Raw genomic sequence first — 16443 nt, forward strand, 5'->3', positions numbered from 1 at the left:
CTTTAAATTTTTGCAAAGATACTCATAAAAAAAGGCATCTTCCAATTAATATTACGCTTTGAATATTGAGTTTTTTGCATTTCTGAAAATATGATAAGACTCCAGTCTTTTCTGATGGTCGTAGATATGAGAGTTAATCATCAATTCATCAATATTAAATGTTGACTGAAAACTTTTAAGCTTTTCTTCAATTTCTGATTGATCACCGATAAAAGTATATCTTAACTTCTGTAAAACCATTGATTTTTCCATAGGTGACCAGATATCATCCATGTCATCAACCGGCGGAGCAAAAGGTTTCCTGTCATTTCTTACAATATTGATAAACGCCTGAAACAAAGTGGTTGACATTTTATGAGCCTCTTCTGATGTTTCTGCAGCAATTCCGTTGACACAGGCTAGAATATAAGGTTGAGCCAATTGTTTTGAAGGTTCAAAATGTTCTCTGTAGATACTGAACGCCATTTCCATTTGTTCTGGAGCAAAATGGCCGGCAAAAGCATACGGAAGCCCCAGCTCTGCCGCCAGCCACGCACTGTCTGTACTTGAGCCAAGAATATACAGTGGAATATCCAATCCTTCTCCTGGAATAGCACGAACTAAAGCATTCGAATTGTCTTTGGAAAAATATTTTTGTAGTTCTAAGATTTGTCTGGGAAACTGTTCGTTGATAATTGCTGGATTTCTACCCAAAGCCTGAGCAGTTAATCCGTCGGTTCCGGGAGCTCTTCCCAAACCAAGATCTATCCTGTTGGGAAAAAGAGATTCTAATGTTCCGAACTGCTCGGCAATCACTAGTGAGCTGTGATTCGGAAGCATGATTCCCCCCGATCCTACTCTTATTTTTTTTGTTCCGTTAGCTATAAAACCAATCAGAACTGAGGTAGCAGAACTCGCAATACTTTCCATATTATGATGTTCGGCAAGCCAGAATCTTTTATAATCTAAATTTTCAGTATAGTTTGCTAAAGATAAACTGTCCTGAAAAGTATCGTGAATCGTCTTATCCTGTTTTACAGGCGCAAGATCCAACACTGATATTTCAAAATTTTTCATATTTTAAATTTTAGGTCTAAAAACCTCACAAATTTAAAGCTAATATTTTGCATTAGTTACTTTTTGTAATTGATAGGATTGATTGTGTAGTTCAGGGAAAAACTATCATTATTTTTCAAACTATATTTTATAAATTTGAATATTAACAGCTCAAATATGAAATTTCTTTACACAGCAAGAGGAAAATATGATCAAAATAATTTTGATACCTTTACTTGGAATCAATATAAAGAATGGTCCGGAATTCATCATTTAGAAGAACTTGTCTCGTTAGATGGTATGCTCAACGAAGTTTTGGTAGAGCCTGATTATGATAATGAGGATGACTGGAACTTTATTCACATATCAGAAAACTTGCAAACAGGTTTTTTTACGGAATTAGATTTTGTATGTAAAAGGTTGTCAAAAACTGAAAACTATAATTTGCTTGCTGTTGTTATTGAACCTGCAGAACCATGTGAAAAAATAATATTACCTGATTATGAATTTATAGGTTACGACTTATTAGATCAAGATTTTTCAATAAGTGCATTAACGAATTGTGGAGGTTATTTTAATGAAACTTTTCTGCCATCTGAACTCAACAAAAAAGGATTACTCAATAATTATAATAAAGCATATTATATAAAAGAACAGCTCTTTAAAAATAATCCTGAAGAACATCATGCAGATACCAATGTAATTGCGGTGTGGCGTCATGAAATAATCGGATACTAAATAGAAAAGGATCCAGGCAAACGCTGAATCCTTTTTATATTTTACTTCCCTTTCTCCTTCTGATAATTAAAATGATTGATTAAAATTCTGATCTCGTTAAATTCAAACTTACTTGGCAATGCATTTTTCCATTCGGTCAGCGTTTCGTGCGGAGTTTTGTAGAATACATCTTCAAAAGCTTTAATCTTATCCGAAGTGATGACTCTTGAAATATCTAATAATCCCTGTTCAGCAAATTTTGCCAAATGCCCGATCACAGTTTCTTTTACCAAGCCTCTTTCCAGTGCAATTTCACCAATTGTTTTTCCCTGTTCGAACAATTGAAATGTCAGAACCTGAGACGGAACTTTTGCAATCTTCATGCTGATCTCCTTATCATTTTTTTCGTCTAAAAGTTTAGTTTCCAATAAATGAATCTCCTTCAGACTGTTCAGATACTCTTCGATATCTTCCAGCCAGACTCTGAATTCTTCGTTGTATTGTTTTAAACCTTTTGCCCCTTTAATTTCAGCATAAAATTCTTTCAGAGGATTAAAAACTTTATCCCGGATTTCTGTAAAAAAGAAATTAACGGCGCCTTTTGTTTTATTTTCAATTTCAGACCATTGTTCTTTCTGGTCAATAAACATATTTACCTTCTGAGAAATGACCCTTTCTAATTTTTCGAAGATTTTTCCCAGATTGACAATCTCGTGTTTCAGCTGAACATACAGCTGTTTTGTTTTTACATGATCAATGCTTTTCGTAACAATAGAAAGATTATTCCAGTCTTCCACTTCCTTTAAAAGCCATTGAGAATCTACTGTCCGAAGTACTTTTCTAATGCTGTAATCGTATTTTTCCTGATTTAAGATGGCTTCAACATTATCATTCGCATGCGTTTCACCCTGGAATTTTAAAATTCGGTTATCTTTAAAAATAACTTCGGGAGTAATTTTAGATTTTAAGACAATTCCTTCCAGAGTCCGGCAACGTGACAATGCTACATACACCTGTCCTGCCGTGAAACTTTTTCCGGCATCGATAATCACTTTATCAAAGGTCAATCCCTGGCTTTTATGAATCGTAACCGCCCAAGCCAGCTTTATAGGAAACTGTTCAAAACTTCCAAGTACTTCTTCCTTGATATTTTTATCCGTATCAAGAAAATATTTTTTCTGCTCCCAAACTTCTCTTTTTACAGTAATTTCTCTTTCGCTGCCATCAAGAATTACCTTAATTTCGTTTTCATCCAACACCGAAATCTCACCCAGTTTTCCGTTAAAGTATCTTTTTTCTCCGGAAATATCATTTCTTATAAACATGATCTGGGCCCCAATTTTTAAATCTAAAAACTGCTCATTCGGAAACTGATTTTCTTTAAACTCACCGAAAAGTTTGGCTTCATAGGTTTTTGAGGTAACCGTAATTTCATCCAGTTTTTCCTGATTGATATCGTCCGCCATTTTATTGTGTGAGCACAGATAAACATAAGGCTCATCACCAGAATCAAATGTTGGATTATATCTTTCATTTAAATGATCAAAGTCGATATTGGCAACATCACCATCGCGAATAGCATTGAGAATAGCTAAAAATTCTTCATCAGACTGACGGTATACTTTCGTTAGCTCGATTGTTATCAGAGGAATTTCTTTAATAGCATGACTGTCAAAAAAGAATGGAGAATTGTAACACATTTTTAAAATATGTTCGTCTCTCACCACTGGCGGCAGCTGATACAAATCTCCGATGAACAACATCTGAACCCCACCAAAACGCTGATTATTTCTTCTTATGAATCTCAGAGAAAAATCCATCATATCCAATACATCTGCTCTTAACATCGAAACCTCATCAATGATCAAAACTTCAACCTCACGAAGAAGCTTCAGTTTGTCTTTACGGTATTTGAAATGAGGCATCAGGTCGGCAATATTATTCGCCAAACTGGTATCAATCCGATCTGTGGTCGGTAAAAAAGTTCTCAGAGGCAGACCAAACATCGAGTGTATGGTAACGCCACCCGCATTGATTGCAGCAATTCCCGTAGGTGCCACAACAATATATTTTTTTCGGGTTTTCTTCACAAATTCGTTAAGAAAAGTCGTCTTTCCTGTTCCTGCTTTTCCTGTAAGAAAAATGCTTCTGTTGGTATGTTCTATTAAGTCAAAAAAATGATTGTTCATCGTTGTCAAAATTACGTAAAATGAAATTTAAATCCATATCTTGGCATAACTTTTGGAAATAATTCAACATAACCTGAGAAAAAAAATTATGAAACTCCCTATCCTAGCTTTTTGTACAGTGCTTTTTCTGGCATCATGCTCTTCAACAAAAAATAACAATACCAACTTACCGAAGGATATTGCAGAAAGACCTGCTGATGAAAACAGTCAGAAATATGACGCCGCTCAACTTGATAAATTAAAAGCTGCCATCGAAACTGAGATTGCCAAAGAAAAATGTAGTGACGCCAATGAATGGACATTTGCACCGATGGGAGCAAAAGCTTGTGGTGGACCTCAGCTTTATATTGCATATCCTAAAAAAAATGAAGCTGCAATTTTACCAAAGATCAATGACTATACAGAAAAAGTAAAGGCATTTAATGAAAAATACAAAGTAATGTCCGACTGTATGGTGGTAACCCCACCTGCTTCAATCAAATGCGTAAACGGAAAGGCAGAGCTTGTAAATTCTTAATTTAAATACAAATAACACAACATTATGAAAAAATTTTTTTTACAAATCTGCACATTAAGTTTATGTGCTACACTTAGCTTGGTTTCGTGTAATACAACTGCTCATGCAGGCAAAAAGCCGGCTGAAAATATCAGCAATACAGGTAACAATCAAAAAGCAGAGAGAGACGAACTTGATAAATTAGAGAAAGAAATTAGGACAGAAGTTTCAAAAGTAAAATGTACAGAAGAAAAAATCGCAGACTGGAAACCAGCTGCGATGGGTTCAAGATCTTGTGGTGGTCCAAAATATTACATTGCCTATCCTAAACAAATGGCATCTTCTATTTTACCAAAGATCGAAAAATATAATACCAAAGAAAAAGAATTTAATAAAAAATACAATATTATTACACAGGATTGCACTTTTATAGGAAAACCAGAGGCTATCAGATGTATTGGTGATAAAGCTGAAGTGATCTACGCTGTAGAATAATACTTTTAAATAATACATTAACTCTCAGGAGTTTTTTCACTAAGGATTTTTTAACACAAAAGCTCTGTCGTAAGGCAGAGCTTTTTCAATAATATTTTTAAGGTATCATTTACTTTCTTAAATTATCCTTCAACGTGTTTTACATTTTCTTTATACCAGGAAGAATATTTCACATAATTATCCGCAATTCTGTTAACTTCTCCTTCCAGCAATTGAGAGTTGATATCTTTAATTTTTCTTGCGGGTACACCTCCCCACACTTCCCCGGACTTAATGTGAGTTCCCTGTGTTACCACAGATCCTGCTCCCACAATTGAGTTTTCCTCAACCAGACAGTCATCCATAACGATAGCTCCCATTCCGATTAATACATTGTCTTTAATTGTACAACCATGAACAATGGCATTATGCCCGATTGATACGTTATTTCCGATGTTTAAAGGATGTTTTTGATAGGTACAGTGAAGCATTGCATTATCCTGAACATTCACCTTATTCCCCATTTTAATATAGTGAACATCACCACGAATTACTGCATTATACCAAATACTGCAGTCTCTTCCCATCGTAACATCTCCGATAATCGTAGCAGTTTCTGCCAGAAAAGTATTTTCTCCGATTTGTGGTGCTTTTCCTAAAAGTTCTTTTATAAGTGCCATATTTTTTAATTTGATAATTTAAATTCTTTGATTGGAAGCCAGTAATAATTTTCTTTGAATGTTCGGAACTCATCTTTAAACTTTTCCAGTTTATTAAAATTATCTAAAGAAATCACCATTCCGTCGATATATTTCTTTGATAAAAGCTCAGATTTAGAATTATTTTCAAACAAATAAATTATATATTCTAAAGTTTCAGAACCCATTAACATATCTGCAGCCTCCAATTCATAATGAGCAAACTCAAAATCAATATTAAGATTTTTCAAATAATCATAAAAAAAATCTCTTATTTCATAAAAGTAAGGGGTTTCATATAACTTGGAATTTGTGTTACCAGTTCCTAAACCTTCGATAAATACACGTAAGATATATAGTTTTTGTTCAAAAGTTCCATTATCTTCATGCTCAGAAACATCCGGATCTAAACTTACTTCGTCGTGATTTGATAAGACAATTTTTTTATTTTTAAAATCATTACAGGATAATCCAGCATCAGTCTGATTATTAAAAACAATTCCGAATGAATAATACCAACCCATAATTTTTAAATGACGTTAATAGCAAAAATCTAACTCCCAATCTCCGACTCCTAACTTCTAATTCCGTATTTTTGTATCTCAAATTTAACGAAAAAATGCGTACCATACTTATAGAACCAACTGAAAACCCAAAAGTGATGAAATTTGTAGCAGACTACAACCTGATTCCGGGATCTTTAGAGTTGGACAGAGATTCAGATATTTCGGAAATTCCGATGGCACAGGAGCTTTTCAATTATCCTTTTGTTGAAAGAATTTTTATCACCGCGAATTTTGTGGCTATTGCTAAACAAGATACCATGGAATGGGAGCATGTGGCTGAAAGTCTGAAAAATGTAATTGAAGATGAACTATTGGCTAATCCAAGAATTTATCTTCAGAAGAAAAAAGAGATGTATCAGATTTACGCTGAAATGACACCAAATCCGAATGTGATGAAGTTCGTTTCCAGCAAAATGCTGATGGATGGTTTTGTGGAAGTAAAATCAAGAGATGAGGCTGAAGGAGTTCCAATGGCCCAGGCTATTTTTAAGGAATTTGATTTTGCAAAGGAAGTTTTTATTTCTGATAATTTCGTGGCAGTAACAAGAGACAATACTGTGGAATGGCATGAAGTAATGATGGCAGTTCGTGCATTAATTGCAGAACACCTTCAGAACGGGGGTGAGATTTCAAACATTGAAGCTCAGAAACATGAAAACCCTGTTGAAAAAATTATCAACAGAGACTATACAGATGACGAGCAGAAAATTTCTGATATTTTAAATGAATATGTTGCGCCTGCTGTAGAAAACGATGGTGGAAAAATCTCTCTGATGGAATATGTGCAGGAAAGCAAAACAGCAAGAATGTTGTTGCAGGGTGCTTGTTCGGGATGCCCAAGCTCTACGGCTACTTTGAAAAATGGTATAGAAAGTATTTTGAAACAATTCGTACCTGACTTAGTAGAAAAAGTGGAAGCTGTAAACGGATAAAAAACATCTATGAGAATATTCTTTCTTTTAATTATTTCTAGTATCAGTCTTTTTTCGTGCAAGAAAGAACCACAACTGAACGATGGAATTCACGACGATCTTGTTGAAATGGGTGTTGCGAATGACAGTCTTCAGAAAATGGATATTATTCTGGAAAAATTAAACAAGAAAAACACTACATTTCTTGATTATTATTTCCACAACTATTATGTACTCGATAAAGAAGCCCATGATGAAATAAAAAAATTAAAAGGTGAAGAATTTATATATGATGCCGGTGAAGAATACCAAAAGATGTTTACAAAAACAATTACTCAAAAAAGCGATCAATACTTGAAATATTTTGGTATTTCTGAGGAAGAACAACATTTAGCACTTGAAATTTATATTTTACGTTTAAAAAAGAAATATGGTCCGACTATTGATGGACGACTGCAAAGTTTAGACAAATAATGAAAGGAATTCTATTAGTAAACCTGGGATCGCCAAGATCGACAGCTGTAAATGATGTAAAGGAATATCTGGACGAATTCCTGATGGATGAAAGGGTAATTGACTACCGATGGATTTTCCGGGCACTGTTGGTTCGTGGAATTATATTAAATACAAGACCTGCAAAATCTGCTGAAGCTTACAAAACGGTTTGGACAGAGCAGGGTTCACCATTAATTGTCATTACTGAGAAGATTCAGAAAAAACTTCAGAAACTGGTGGATGTTCCGGTAGAAATCGGGATGAGATATGCCGAACCAAGCATTGAAACAGGAATTAGAAAACTGGTTGAAAAGGGAGTTTCTGAAATTGTTCTTTTCCCTTTGTATCCACAATATGCGATGAGTACAACGGAAACGGTAATTGAAAAAGCTGAGGAAGTAAGAAAGGAGAAATTTCCGGATATAAAAATCAATTATATTCAGCCTTTCTACAACAGAGATATTTATATTGACTGTCTTGCGGAAAGCATCAGGGAAAAGCTTCCTGAAAATTTTGATGCACTGCAGTTTTCTTATCATGGCGTTCCGGAAAGACATATTTATAAGACTGATCCTACCAAAACCTGTAATTTAAACGATTGCTGTTCGCGAGAGTCTAATCCAAGTCATCAGTTTTGCTACCGCCATCAATGTTTTGATGTCACCAATTCTGTTATTAAAAAATTAGGATTACCCAAAGAAAAAGTAATGGTTACGTTTCAGTCAAGATTAGGAAAAGACAAATGGATGGAACCTTACACAGACGAAACCCTTGAAAGCATTGGAAAAAAAGGAGTGAAAAACCTTGCCATTGTATGTCCGGCATTCGTTTCTGACTGTCTTGAAACGCTGGAAGAAATTTCCGTTGAAGGAAAAGAACAGTTTTTACACGGAGGCGGAGAAAACTTCCATTACATCCCCTGCCTGAATGATGAGGACCGCTGGATCAATGTTGTGAAAACTTTATGTGAAGAAAAACTCAGCGAATTTTATTTAGTTTAAAAAATATATTAACCTTCGGAAACGGAGGTTATTTTTTTGTATCAAATATTGGTTTGTAGTTCGTAAATCCGAATCTGCAAACCTTTTTTATTTTTAATCTTTAAATAAACTTGTGACATTGTGGATAACTTTTTTTATGAGTCAGTTTGCAATCTATAATGAAGAAAAGATTGAATCTCACAAAATTCACACTGGGGATAACTATACTTCATTATTTTACTTCAGGATTATTGGATCTACTCTAAAAGCATATAAAGAACTATATACCAGATATTTTACCTGACAAACTAAAAAAGGTTTTATGTCATCATAAAGCTCAAAAGAGATGCCGATCCGAAAAAAGCCATATTGTGGATAACTTTTTTTTGGAAAATAAAATAGTAATGAATGGAATTAACATCTATCATCTTTTGTGGAAAACTATCCTTCAAGATTACTTTTAACAATCAATTCCAACCATCTCAATTATCCATAAACAAATAACTTAACTAAAAAAATCACATCATAAAACCAGCCTATTACGAAACTCATCATCGTAAATCGCTCCAAAAACCGACATTGTGGATAACTTTTTAATGAATCATTACGATCAAAAAGTCTGAATACTAAGCTCAAAGTATTACTTGTGGAAAACTTACCTGTTGTGTTTAGTTAATAGAATAAATAATCATAACAACAAACAAAAGCAAAACACTTATAATCAAAACATTAAATAAAAAAACAATCCATCAGAATCACTCATTATAAGAACCACTATTATGAAAGGATATAAAAACATGATATTGTGGATAACTTTTTGGTCGATCTTAATTTAAAGAAAAATAGAATCTTTCAAAAATTTAAAAAAACAAAACAACCCCCTCAAAAATACGTTAAATGAAAATATTTTAAACAAAAATAAAACAACACCCCTATTATTTTAATATTAAAACTAAAAATTTAATTATTTTTATTACCTTTACCCCATCAAAACAACATCATTAACCTTAAAAACTAAAATGATGAATACTACAGCCCAAATTTTAAAACAAAAGATTGAAAACTTCACTCCGGAACTGCTTGAAACTTTGGCCAAAATGATGGAAAATCTGGAAATCCAGAGCAGACCTACTATTCCTCAGTTCCAAATCGATGAGGTTTTGTACAGGATTCAGTTTCACAACGAAAATCCAAAGACTAAGTTAGATTTTTATGAAAATATTTCTGAGCTGGAAAAGAATTTTGCCTGATGAAAGTATTTTTATCTTCAATTGCAAAAAATGACATCCGACTTCTCATGAGAGTATTCAATGCAGAAAAAGAACATAAAGGGGTTGATTTTTTGGAGGAATTAAAAGAATCTATCGATATAATTTTGCAGCAATCTGAAATGACAGAGAAATCATCTGAAATTACAATTAATAAGATGAAAAATTTTCCTGTCCATATTCATTATATGTTTGAAAATGAAGAAAATTTATTTATCACCGCGATTTTCAAAGAGTTGAATTAAATGATTAGGAATTCCTAAGACTATTATTATATTGAGCCTTACAGGATTTTCTTCTGTAAGGTTTTTTGTTTATGATTTACTTAAATTTACTTCTGCCTCTGTCTTTACCGGACAAAAAATGCCTCGACTGGCTCAGCATGACATCGTTATATGATATAACTTTGTGCTTGTCATACAGAGTCAGTCGAAGCATCTCAATATTTTCAGAAACTTAAATTATCTTACAGGCGTCCTAAACTCACCATACCCCATCAATCCGTCATAGTTTCTTCCAAAAGGTTTATAATACAGGAATCCCTGATAAAGATTTTCTGTCTGCCAGAAATTACCGTTGACTTCACCAAAATTAAGCTTGCCACCTGACTCTTTGGTCACCAGCATATAGTTATAGAAACCTTGTTTTAGATAAATTTTAGCAACATATTTTTTACCGGCTTCATCGTATTGCATCTGATTTTCTTTGCTTGGCTGAAAATTATTAAAACCTCCCAATACATAGATATCCTTATCTACAGGATCAGATTCTAAAGAAAAGTATACCCAGGAATAATCTCCCTCTCTTTCAGCATTTCTTTCCAAGCCCAGATCATTTCTTCTGTAGTACCAGGCACCATTCACGTCAGGCTGGTACTGATAATTCAAAGGAAAAGCCCAGACAGGATGAAGGTAAGTCTGGTTTACCCCGTCTTTTACCTCTGTAGCACGGACCATATCCGCTGCCATATTCATATTTTTATTATCAAAATAATAAAATTCATTATTACCGGGGAAAGTCAGATTCATCTGCTGAAAAAGCAGCTGACTTCCTAATGTAGCACTTGGCTTTAAATTATTAGCAACCACATTAGGATTATTATTCTGCATGACATTTAAAGTCATTGAATTTACATTAGCAGAAATATCGCCACCTTTAGAAACCACTTTCACCTCTACCCTTTGATTAACATTCGGATTTTTGGCATCAGCTATCCTTGAGACATTCAATGCGACTGCAGCAGCATCTTCAACAATATAAAACCTTCTTTTAAATAGAGGTTTATCTGCAGAATCTTTATAAACAACCAATTCAAAATTTCCTGAAATCTTCGGCTGAATTTTTTCATTCGGAAATACCAGTTTATAATGAGTGTAAGCCTGCAGGGTATTGAAAGAATATTCAAACTTATCCAGCATACCGTTTAAACTTCCATTCGCAAATTCTGTAAAGAAAAGATTATCATCCTGCCAGTTTCTGTCGTAATGTTTAATGGTATATCTGTAAATTTCACTGGCATTGGTAAGGTCATCAAAACTCAAAACCAATTGCTGACTAAGGCTGATAACCGGAGTTTCATCATTGGTCTGAGGGTTAAACAACTGTATACTCTGGATGTTTTGTCCAAAAACCAAACCATTTAAAGAAAGTAAAAATATTCGCAAAGTTTTCATTATGACGAAGATAAAGAAAAATCGTCACTTTCTTAATAATATCGTATTTTTGAATATAAAAAATATTCAGCATATGCTTCAGATTCAAGGTTTCGTATTCAATTTTGCGAGCGAAAACACGTATATTCTTTACAACGAAAATAAAAATGCCTGGTTGTTTGATCCGGGAAATATGAATGAGCAGGAAACTCAGGCTATCGAAAGCTTCATTAAAGAAAACGGATTAAAAATTGAGAAAATTCTTCTGACACATGCTCATATTGATCATGTTTTAGGTTTACAATGGGCTTTTGACACCTATAAAGTTCCTGTAACCATGCATCAGGATGATCAGGAAGTTCTGGATATGCTTCAGGCAAGCGGAATAAGATTCGGATTTCAGATTGATCCTGTAAATGTTGATATCAACTATATAAATGAAGGTGACGAACTTAGTCTTGACGGAGAAAAATTTAAAATTTATCATGTGCCGGGACACTCTCCCGGAAGCATTGTTTATCACAATGAAAATCAGAAATTCATGATTTCCGGCGATGTTTTGTTTGAGGGAAGTATCGGAAGAACTGATCTTTACAAAGGAAATAACGAGCAGCTGATCAGCGGAATTAAAAATAAACTCTTTATTCTAGATCCTGAAACACAGGTCTTTTCAGGACATGGAAACCCTACCAAAATAGGATTTGAAAAGGAATACAATCCTTTTTTCAAGTAGGCGTTATGCTTGTAAGTTTAGGAAATTTTTTGAGTAACACCCATTAAAATACTTCGACTGTTTCGCGCTCAACATGACAACACTAAAATCAGAACGCTAATAAATTTTAGTATTAGAGATGTCATGCTGAGCGAAGTCGAAGCATCTTTAAAAAATAAAAAACCGTCAGAGATTTTCTGACGGTTTTATCAATTTATAAGGAAACTCATATTAGAAATCCAAAGTAATAGAAGCTCTTACAGCAGCACCCATAATAGGTCTTGCCATAATGATTCCGTCTCCGGTAGGAGATCCCGCTCTTGGATCACCTTCTGTAATTCCGATCGTATTGAAAATATTAGTTCCATCAACTGCAAAACGTATTTTTCCTAACTGATAAGAAGTTCCGGCTCCCACTTCTGAGAAAGAGGGCAATGTTTGGGTATTTTTCTCATCCTGAAAACGTTTTCCGTAGTAATTCAAGCTTACATAGGCTCTCCATTGCTTGGTGATATTCACAGCCGGAGCAATATTGAAGTAGAATTTCGGCATTCTTCTTACTGTATTGTCATCATAATTAAATAGTGATCCGTCTGCATTTCTTCCGGTAAAATCTTTATACTTCGGATTTTGAATCGTTCCGTTAAAGGTTACTTCCAGTAAATTATTAAATAATCTCGCATACCCTTCCAATTCTACTCCGAAGTTTGTGGTGTTTGCAAATTTATTTTCTGAAGTTCCATCAGAGAATACATCGGTAAACGACAGATTTTTCAAGGTTGAATAGAATGGAATCACAGCAACATCAAATGTTCTTGAGTAGTATTTATACCCTACTTCCACTTGATTTGTTGTTACCGGTTTGATCGCCGACAGATCATTCATATTATTATAGTATGCTTCTTCGTTCGGAGATCTGAAACCATTGGAAAAACGCGCATATACAGCATTTTCTCTGTTGATTTTATAGTTCAAGGCAGTCGTGAAAGACACCCTGTTTACATCATAGTTCCAATAAGTATATTTATTACCCAACACCGCCATATTATCATCAGCCGTTGTGGTTAGGAAAGAATGCGTTCCATCAGTCGTTAATCCTGAATTATTTAAGTTTGAAGTAGTTGTATTTACGCCATACCCTTTATAAAAATCACGGCTGTAACGAATTCCGCCATTGAAACTTAAATCATCTGTAATATTATAATCTAAATTTAAATAAAGGTCATTCAGACTTCCCTGAATCTGAGAGTCTCTGATCAGGAAAGACATGTCAGTAACACCGTTATAGGTTTTAGAATACCCTGTACTTGTTGGAGTCAGTGAAGTATCCACCAGATTAAGAAGTTCCGGTCTGTCTGTAGCTGTTGTTAAAATATTACTCCAGTTCCAGTACTGATGGGATTTCCAGTTTGATTTATAAAAACCGGCTGTTACATTTCCTTTATCAAATTTATAATTGAATTGTAAATCATTCACAAAATTATTCATCTGTTTGTCGATAGCCCAGAATCCCAGCTTTTGAACGTACTGTGGATTCATTATAGCTCCTGAATTCACTGAAGAATATTGAAAATTATTTCCTGATATTCCGTTGGCTGCCGCAAAATCAGCTGCTGTCTGAGGTCCGCCTGCAGGGAAAATTCCGGTATAATTCATATTGATATTGGTATATCTTGTTTTGTTTAAAACAGAGAAATTATTCCCCAAATCATATTTAAATTCAGCTCCCAGTACATCAACTTTCGGATGAATTCCGTCTTCTAAATTTCTGCTGAAAAATCCGCCTCCCGCCTGAGGAATATTCAGCTGGCTGATGGCTCTGTAACTGTAGGTCCCATAATTGGCATCAAAACCCGAAAATTCTTTTAATTTATTTCCATTTTGGATCAAAGGAATCGGAAGATAGAACGTATTTCTGTCATCCAGTTTTTTATAATATATTTTAGCATATCCTTTATCAAAAACATATTTCAGATTCATCCTGATTTGCCCTCCGTTATTTGCTTTGAACCCCGTTTTTCTAATTCCGTCGTCACTTCGGTAAAAACCACCTACACTGAAAAACAATTTATCCTTCACCAATGCTCCACCCAAGTTGACATCAGTACGCATTAAGCCATAAGTACTGGTCTCTAATTTTGCAGTACCTCTAAAATCATTGGTCCCTTCTCTTGTAATAAAGTTGATCAATCCTCCCGGAGAATTGGTGGCAAAAATAGATCCTGAACCTCCCCTCAGAGCTTCCAGTCTGTTTACCGAATTATCAACACGGAAAAAATTATCTGCATTGGCGAACTGTAAAGCACCGTCTTCAAAAACGGGAAGCCCATCTTCCTGAACCTGTACAAATTCATATGCCCCCGCGGAAGGAATTCCTCTTGCAAAAAGGTTATTCCCAACTTCACCACCTGAAGTTTCAACGGCAAAACCGGGAACTCTCTGCAATAAAGCTGCTGCACTTATGGGATTTTGTTTTTGAATTTCTTTTGCACTGAATGTAGAAATTGCTGTACTGGATTCTATTTTCTTCTTCGGATTTGAATTCCCGGTAATGACTACCTGATCAATACTGTTGGTTTTTATAGAATCCTTTTCAGTTTCCTGAGCATATGTATTATTGAAATAAAATGTTGCTATTCCGGCAAGTAAAAAGATCGATTTTTTTTTCATAGCCTTGTTGATTTATAGTTAGTTTTAATATTGTTTTAATTTTATTTTAAACATCAAGAAGATGTAATGAACTAGGTTGATAATCTTTAATTTTTGAACTCCTCATCCTTTAATTTAAGATAAACTCCGTTGGTCCAGCCAAAGCCATCCTGATTCGGATACTCTCCGCCACCTGCAACAGTTTCTATATCTAATGCATTGTATTTTTCCATTAATTTTCCTGTATTACTGTAAACTCTTTCCACATTGGCACACCAGTTATTTTTAATTTTCTCAGCTAAATCATCAAAACCATACTTCTTCATCGAAATAAATCCAAGCCACTGATAAGGCGCCCACGCATTCGGAAGATCCCACTGCTGTCCGGTTTTTTTCGTTGTCGTTACCAATCCGCCCTGATAGAGAAACTTCTCTTCAATATTTTTCGCAACAGATTTTGCCTGTTCACCACTTGCCAGTTCAAGAAACAGCGGATAAAGAGCAGCAATATGTTCAGACGCTGTTGTTGTGTTTTTTTTCGTGTGATAATCTTTATACGTTCCGGAATTTTCATCCCAGAAATAGGTATCAATCATCTGTCTTCGTTTTGCTGCTCTTTCTGAATAATACTTTTCTTTATCAGACCAATTTTGAAGTGCAGAAGATCTGGTCAGTGTTTTTTCCAAATGCCATAAAAGACAATTCAGATCAACTTCAGCCAAATTCAATGTTTCAATCGTCTGTATATTTTGACCATCTGCAAACCATCTGCTGGAAAAATCCCATCCTGATTCGCAACCACTTCTTATATTTCTGTAAAATTCTTCACCCGCATTTTCGCTGTCTTCAATATCAATTAAATAGCTCTCGGGACGCGGTTCATTTTCAGCATCATAATAACGGTTTAAGATATCTCCGTTAATCGTTTTCACAACTCTTTTTATACTTGAGCCTTTTTCTAAACCTTTTTCACCGTCCATCCAAAAAGCGTATTCTTTTTCTAAAGTGTCGTGATATCTGATGTAAACATTTTCTTCTTTAATAGATTCAAAAAGTAAATCAAGCATCAACGAAAAATACGGAGGCTGTGAACGGCTTAAAAAATGAGTCCGGCTTGCATTCGGCACAAACCCTACATTCTGTATCAGATAAGAGCAGTTCTCAATCATGTTTTCGATCATTTCCATTCTTCCGGAAACCTGTAATCCCAACATGATAAAATAACTGTCCCAATAAAAAAATTCGTTAAAACGGCCGCCAGGAACTACGTAAGGCTTTGGAAGTTTCAATAAAGTACCTTTTTCTTCATAGGCAGTTCTTGTCAATTCATCCCAAAGTTTTTCTATGTGGTCATTAATAGGCAGCTGCTTTTCTCTTATGATAGAAACTTTAGCGCCTAAAAAATCAAAATTTAACAACACAAAAGCTTTTAAGTCAAAATCTTCTGATTTTTTTTCATTTTCATATTTTTCATTAATTTCAGCAATCGGAAATAATGGAACCGCATCCGTCATCATTTTCTGATCTTCAAAAATTTCTGATCTTTGAACATCATCAAAAAGAGCTTGGATTTCGTTAATATATAATTGTTTATTCATCTT

Annotated in this window: 16 protein-coding genes; 9 read left to right on the forward strand and 7 right to left on the reverse strand. The window is 34.5% G+C overall.

Annotated elements, in window-relative coordinates; all coding sequences use genetic code 11:
* Positions 1 to 51 precede the first annotated feature (51 nt).
* The gene (locus tag M2373_RS14540; RefSeq protein ID WP_259111768.1) at positions 52 to 1056 is read right to left on the reverse strand and encodes an LLM class flavin-dependent oxidoreductase; all 1005 of its coding nucleotides are present in this window, start codon (positions 1054 to 1056) and stop codon (positions 52 to 54) included.
* Positions 1057 to 1212: 156 nt separating this feature from the next.
* Here M2373_RS14540 and M2373_RS14545 point away from each other — a divergent pair, with 156 nt between their 5' ends.
* Entirely contained in the window at positions 1213 to 1773 is a 561-nt protein-coding gene (locus M2373_RS14545; protein ID WP_259111769.1) for a hypothetical protein, read from the forward strand.
* 41 nt (positions 1774 to 1814) lie between these two features.
* Here the strand turns inward: M2373_RS14545 and M2373_RS14550 are convergent, their stop codons facing one another.
* Positions 1815 to 3941 (reverse strand): helix-turn-helix domain-containing protein, encoded by a 2127-nt coding sequence (locus M2373_RS14550; protein WP_259111770.1) that lies wholly within the window; start codon positions 3939 to 3941, stop codon positions 1815 to 1817.
* An 88-nt stretch (positions 3942 to 4029) separates the two neighbouring features.
* Between M2373_RS14550 and M2373_RS14555 the strand changes: the two genes are divergently transcribed.
* Both M2373_RS14555 and M2373_RS14560 read left to right on the forward strand, forming a co-directional pair.
* On the forward strand, positions 4030 to 4458 hold the full coding sequence (locus M2373_RS14555; protein ID WP_259111771.1) for a hypothetical protein: 429 nt from the start codon (positions 4030 to 4032) through the stop codon (positions 4456 to 4458).
* Positions 4459 to 4482: 24 nt separating this feature from the next.
* A complete protein-coding gene (locus M2373_RS14560; protein ID WP_259111772.1) occupies positions 4483 to 4932 on the forward strand; it encodes a hypothetical protein in 450 nt (149 codons plus the stop codon).
* A 122-nt stretch (positions 4933 to 5054) separates the two neighbouring features.
* Here the strand turns inward: M2373_RS14560 and M2373_RS14565 are convergent, their stop codons facing one another.
* Together M2373_RS14565 and M2373_RS14570 are read right to left on the reverse strand one after the other, a co-directional pair.
* Positions 5055 to 5591, reverse strand: coding sequence for a gamma carbonic anhydrase family protein (locus tag M2373_RS14565; protein ID WP_029294496.1), 537 nt, complete (start codon positions 5589 to 5591; stop codon positions 5055 to 5057).
* 5 nt (positions 5592 to 5596) lie between these two features.
* Positions 5597 to 6133 (reverse strand): hypothetical protein, encoded by a 537-nt coding sequence (locus M2373_RS14570; RefSeq protein WP_259111773.1) that lies wholly within the window; start codon positions 6131 to 6133, stop codon positions 5597 to 5599.
* A 95-nt stretch (positions 6134 to 6228) separates the two neighbouring features.
* On the opposite strand from M2373_RS14570, the gene M2373_RS14575 reads away from it, so the two are divergent.
* The 5 genes from M2373_RS14575 (at position 6229) to M2373_RS14595 (ending at position 10074) form a co-directional block, all read left to right on the forward strand.
* Positions 6229 to 7107, forward strand: a complete 879-nt coding sequence (locus tag M2373_RS14575) for a NifU family protein (protein WP_259111774.1) — start codon at positions 6229 to 6231, stop codon at positions 7105 to 7107.
* Positions 7108 to 7116: 9 nt separating this feature from the next.
* Positions 7117 to 7560 carry a hypothetical protein gene (locus M2373_RS14580; protein ID WP_259111775.1) on the forward strand — a complete coding sequence of 148 codons (444 nt, stop codon included), beginning with the start codon at positions 7117 to 7119 and terminating at the stop codon, positions 7558 to 7560.
* Positions 7560 to 8582, forward strand: a complete 1023-nt coding sequence (gene hemH / locus M2373_RS14585; protein WP_259111776.1) for a ferrochelatase — start codon at positions 7560 to 7562, stop codon at positions 8580 to 8582. Before M2373_RS14580 ends, hemH begins: the two co-directional genes overlap by 1 nt.
* 998 nt (positions 8583 to 9580) lie before the next feature.
* Positions 9581 to 9811 (forward strand): hypothetical protein, encoded by a 231-nt coding sequence (locus M2373_RS14590; protein WP_259111777.1) that lies wholly within the window; start codon positions 9581 to 9583, stop codon positions 9809 to 9811.
* Positions 9811 to 10074 (forward strand): hypothetical protein, encoded by a 264-nt coding sequence (locus M2373_RS14595; RefSeq protein WP_259111778.1) that lies wholly within the window; start codon positions 9811 to 9813, stop codon positions 10072 to 10074. The genes M2373_RS14590 and M2373_RS14595 overlap by 1 nt, the downstream gene beginning before the upstream one ends.
* Positions 10075 to 10290: 216 nt before the next feature.
* On the opposite strand, the gene M2373_RS14600 is transcribed toward M2373_RS14595, so the two are convergent.
* A complete protein-coding gene (locus M2373_RS14600) occupies positions 10291 to 11502 on the reverse strand; it encodes a DUF5103 domain-containing protein (RefSeq protein WP_259111779.1) in 1212 nt (403 codons plus the stop codon).
* A 73-nt stretch (positions 11503 to 11575) separates the two neighbouring features.
* Here M2373_RS14600 and M2373_RS14605 point away from each other — a divergent pair, with 73 nt between their 5' ends.
* Positions 11576 to 12214: an MBL fold metallo-hydrolase gene (locus tag M2373_RS14605; RefSeq protein WP_259111809.1), complete on the forward strand. Its 639-nt coding sequence runs from the start codon at positions 11576 to 11578 to the stop codon at positions 12212 to 12214.
* A 210-nt stretch (positions 12215 to 12424) separates the two neighbouring features.
* On the opposite strand, the gene M2373_RS14610 is transcribed toward M2373_RS14605, so the two are convergent.
* Positions 12425 to 14863: a TonB-dependent receptor gene (locus tag M2373_RS14610; protein WP_259111780.1), complete on the reverse strand. Its 2439-nt coding sequence runs from the start codon at positions 14861 to 14863 to the stop codon at positions 12425 to 12427.
* Between the two features lie 86 nt (positions 14864 to 14949).
* Positions 14950 to 16440, reverse strand: coding sequence for a trehalase family glycosidase (locus M2373_RS14615; RefSeq protein WP_259111781.1), 1491 nt, complete (start codon positions 16438 to 16440; stop codon positions 14950 to 14952).
* Positions 16441 to 16443: the final 3 nt, after the last annotated feature.

The organism is Chryseobacterium sp. JUb7 (assembly GCF_024806495.1).
Lineage (GTDB): Bacteria > Bacteroidota > Bacteroidia > Flavobacteriales > Weeksellaceae > Chryseobacterium.

Coding starts and splice junctions, on each gene's coding strand:
- M2373_RS14615 (WP_259111781.1), bottom strand. CDS start 16,440: ATGAATAAACAATTATATATTAACGAAATCCAAGCTCTTTTTGATGAT.
- M2373_RS14575 (WP_259111774.1), top strand. CDS start 6,229: ATGCGTACCATACTTATAGAACCAACTGAAAACCCAAAAGTGATGAAA.
- M2373_RS14595 (WP_259111778.1), top strand. CDS start 9,811: ATGAAAGTATTTTTATCTTCAATTGCAAAAAATGACATCCGACTTCTC.
- M2373_RS14610 (WP_259111780.1), bottom strand. CDS start 14,863: ATGAAAAAAAAATCGATCTTTTTACTTGCCGGAATAGCAACATTTTAT.
- M2373_RS14600 (WP_259111779.1), bottom strand. CDS start 11,502: ATGAAAACTTTGCGAATATTTTTACTTTCTTTAAATGGTTTGGTTTTT.
- M2373_RS14555 (WP_259111771.1), top strand. CDS start 4,030: ATGAAACTCCCTATCCTAGCTTTTTGTACAGTGCTTTTTCTGGCATCA.
- M2373_RS14565 (WP_029294496.1), bottom strand. CDS start 5,591: ATGGCACTTATAAAAGAACTTTTAGGAAAAGCACCACAAATCGGAGAA.
- M2373_RS14540 (WP_259111768.1), bottom strand. CDS start 1,056: ATGAAAAATTTTGAAATATCAGTGTTGGATCTTGCGCCTGTAAAACAG.
- M2373_RS14570 (WP_259111773.1), bottom strand. CDS start 6,133: ATGGGTTGGTATTATTCATTCGGAATTGTTTTTAATAATCAGACTGAT.
- M2373_RS14545 (WP_259111769.1), top strand. CDS start 1,213: ATGAAATTTCTTTACACAGCAAGAGGAAAATATGATCAAAATAATTTT.
- M2373_RS14580 (WP_259111775.1), top strand. CDS start 7,117: ATGAGAATATTCTTTCTTTTAATTATTTCTAGTATCAGTCTTTTTTCG.
- M2373_RS14550 (WP_259111770.1), bottom strand. CDS start 3,941: ATGAACAATCATTTTTTTGACTTAATAGAACATACCAACAGAAGCATT.
- hemH (WP_259111776.1), top strand. CDS start 7,560: ATGAAAGGAATTCTATTAGTAAACCTGGGATCGCCAAGATCGACAGCT.
- M2373_RS14560 (WP_259111772.1), top strand. CDS start 4,483: ATGAAAAAATTTTTTTTACAAATCTGCACATTAAGTTTATGTGCTACA.
- M2373_RS14590 (WP_259111777.1), top strand. CDS start 9,581: ATGATGAATACTACAGCCCAAATTTTAAAACAAAAGATTGAAAACTTC.
- M2373_RS14605 (WP_259111809.1), top strand. CDS start 11,576: ATGCTTCAGATTCAAGGTTTCGTATTCAATTTTGCGAGCGAAAACACG.